Below are 2,529 nucleotides of genomic sequence, written 5' to 3'. Positions count from 1 at the left end.
GGCGCGGCGTGTCGCGCGGCCGGCGGCGGTCCAAGGCCGGTATGCGGTATGGATGGAGCGTGCACCGGCCGGTCCCCGACCGCGGTGCCGGCCAAGCCGTACGACGCGACGATGGGACGGAAACCATGCCTCTTGAGGGCGAGTACGAACCCAGCCCGACACAGTGGGTGCGCGAGCAGGTGGAGCTGTACGAGAGCTCCGGCGGCACGCAGGGGACGACCCTCCTGGACACGGGCCTGCCCGTGATCGTGCTGACCACGCGGGGCGCCAGCAGCGGCAAGATCCGCAAGACGCCGCTGATGCGCGTCGAGCACGACGGCCGCTACGCGGTGGTCGCCTCCCTGGGCGGGGCGCCCAAGCACCCGGTCTGGTACCACAACGTCAAGGCCGACCCCCGCGTGGAGCTCCAGGACGGGCCGGTCAAGCAGGACATGACGGCCCGTGAGGTCACCGGTGCCGAGAAGGCCGAGTGGTGGGAGCGTGCCGTCGCGGCCTTCCCGACGTACGCCGACTACCAGAAGAAGACGGACCGGGAGATCCCGGTCTTCGTGCTGGAGCCGGCCGACGGGAGCTGATCCCGGACCGGACGAGAAAGTTCCGGATCCCGTGCATGGCCCGGCCGGCGCCGGGCACACGTGGGTCAGGCCCCGCCGCGTTCCCCCGTCGCGGCGGGGCTTTCCGCTGCCTCCTGCGCGGGCCGGTCGGTCACGTCGAGGAAGATCTGCTGAGCCTCGGGGACGGTCCGCGCGATGGACTTCTTGATGCGCACGGACACCTCCTCCACCCGCTCGCTGTCCAGGCCGGGCACCAGGTCGATGCGGGCGGCCACCAGCGTCGAGTCGAGGCCCGTCTTCATGGTGAACAGCGCCTCGACGCTGTCGATCTCCGGCTGGGCCCGCAGCAGCGAGCGGATGCGGCCGCTGGCCTCCGGGTCCGCGGCCTCGCCGATCAGCTGGTCCCGGGCCTCGCGGCCCAGCCGGTAGGCCACGTACACGAGCAGCGCGCCGATGGCCAGCGAGGCGCAGGCCTCCCACACGACCTGTCCGGTGACCATGTGCAGGGCCATGCCGATCATGGCGAGGGTGACGCCGAGCACCGCGGTGCCGTCCTCGGCGACGACCGTGCGCAGCGCCGGGTCGCGCATCCCGGCGGCGATGCCGCCCTGTCCGCGCACCTGGTGCAGCGCCCGCAGCAGCGAGGCGCCCTCGGCGAGCAGGGCGACGCCGAGCACGATCAGCCCGGCCACGTAGCCGCTGAGTTTCTCCTCCGCGCCCGTCCGCAGGGCCTCGATGCCCTGGAAGAACGAGAAGCAGCCGCCCATGACGAAGATCCCGACGGCGGCGAGCAGCGACCAGAAGAAGCGTTCCTTGCCGTATCCGAAGGGGTGGCGGCGGTCGGCGGGGCGGCGGCTGCGGCGCAGCGCGGCGAGGAGGAAGACCTCGTTCAGGCTGTCGGCCACGGAGTGCGCCGCCTCCGACAGCAGCGCGGGGGATCCCGCGAGGAAGCCGCCGACCGCCTTGGCGACCGCGATCACCAGGTTGGCCGCCAGGGCCACCAGCACGGTGATCCGTGTCCTGCGGTCCGCCTTGCCGGCGGGCCGGCCGGTGCTTTCGCCGCCGGTACCGTCGCCGGCCGGGTCGCCGGTCGGGTCGTCCTTTCCGTCGGGCTGTCCGTTCGCTGTCCTGTTCGAGGTTGTCCGGCTCACGATTCGCCGACTGCCCCCGGCCGGCCGGGCTCACACCCGCCTTGTGGGTGGCCCACCAGTGCCGACGGCGGAAAACGGGGAACGCGTTACCAGGGCCCGACGATGACAGGGAGGTACGTCCCATGAGCGGCGACGACGGGACGCCCGGCAACAGCGGCTACGGCAGGAAGGCGTTCAAGCGGTCCAAGAGCCATTTCGCCGACCGGATCACGGCGGACGGCCGGGACGGCTGGCCGGTCGAGGCCGGGCGCTACCGGCTGGTGGCCAGCCGCGCCTGTCCGTGGGCGAGCCGGGCCCTGGTGTCCCGGCGGCTGCTGGGCCTGGAGGACGCCCTCTCCCTGGCGATCACCGACCCGATCCAGGACGACCGGAGCTGGCGGTTCACGCTGGACCCGGACGGCCGCGACCCGGTCCTCGGCATCCGCTTCCTCAGCGAGGCCTACGACAAGCGGGAGACCGGCTATCCGGGCGGGGTGAGCGTGCCGGCGGTCGTGGACGTGCCGAGCGGGAGGCTGGTGACCAACGACTACCAGCAGATCACCCTGGACCTCGCGACCGAGTGGACGTCCCTGCACCGGCCCGGCGCGCCCGACCTGTATCCGCACGCCCTGCGCGACGAGATCGACGAGGTGATGGCCGGCGTCTACCAGGACGTCAACAACGGTGTGTACCGGGCGGGCTTCGCCACCGGGCAGGAGGAGTACGAGGCCGCCTGCGCGGGCGTGTTCCGCCGGCTGGAGCAGCTGACGCCCCGGCTGGAGCGGCAGCGCTATCTGGTCGGGGACACGATCACGGAGGCGGACATCCGGCTGTTCACCACGCTA

Annotated in this window: 3 protein-coding genes; 2 read left to right on the top strand and 1 reads right to left on the bottom strand. The window is 72.4% G+C overall.

Features of this window, described 5'->3' with window-relative positions; translation table 11 throughout:
- The first annotated feature begins 125 nt into the window (after positions 1-125).
- Entirely contained in the window at positions 126-575 is a 450-nt protein-coding gene (locus GTW67_RS13175) for a nitroreductase family deazaflavin-dependent oxidoreductase (protein WP_161165000.1), read from the top strand.
- Between the two features lie 65 nt (positions 576-640).
- On the opposite strand, the gene GTW67_RS13170 is transcribed toward GTW67_RS13175, so the two are convergent.
- Positions 641-1,567: a cation diffusion facilitator family transporter gene (locus GTW67_RS13170; RefSeq protein WP_346010640.1), complete on the bottom strand. Its 927-nt coding sequence runs from the start codon at positions 1,565-1,567 to the stop codon at positions 641-643.
- A 260-nt stretch (positions 1,568-1,827) separates the two neighbouring features.
- On the opposite strand from GTW67_RS13170, the gene GTW67_RS13165 reads away from it, so the two are divergent.
- Positions 1,828-2,529: glutathione binding-like protein (locus tag GTW67_RS13165; protein ID WP_161164999.1), on the top strand; the 702-nt coding region annotated here is incomplete at its 3' end.

Origin of the sequence: Streptomyces sp. SID5910, from assembly GCF_009862125.1 — a bacterium.
Taxonomy (GTDB): Bacteria; Actinomycetota; Actinomycetes; order Streptomycetales; family Streptomycetaceae; genus Streptomyces.
The sequence above is the reverse complement of the archived record's forward strand: the minus strand, read 5'-3'. Positions and strand labels throughout refer to the sequence as shown.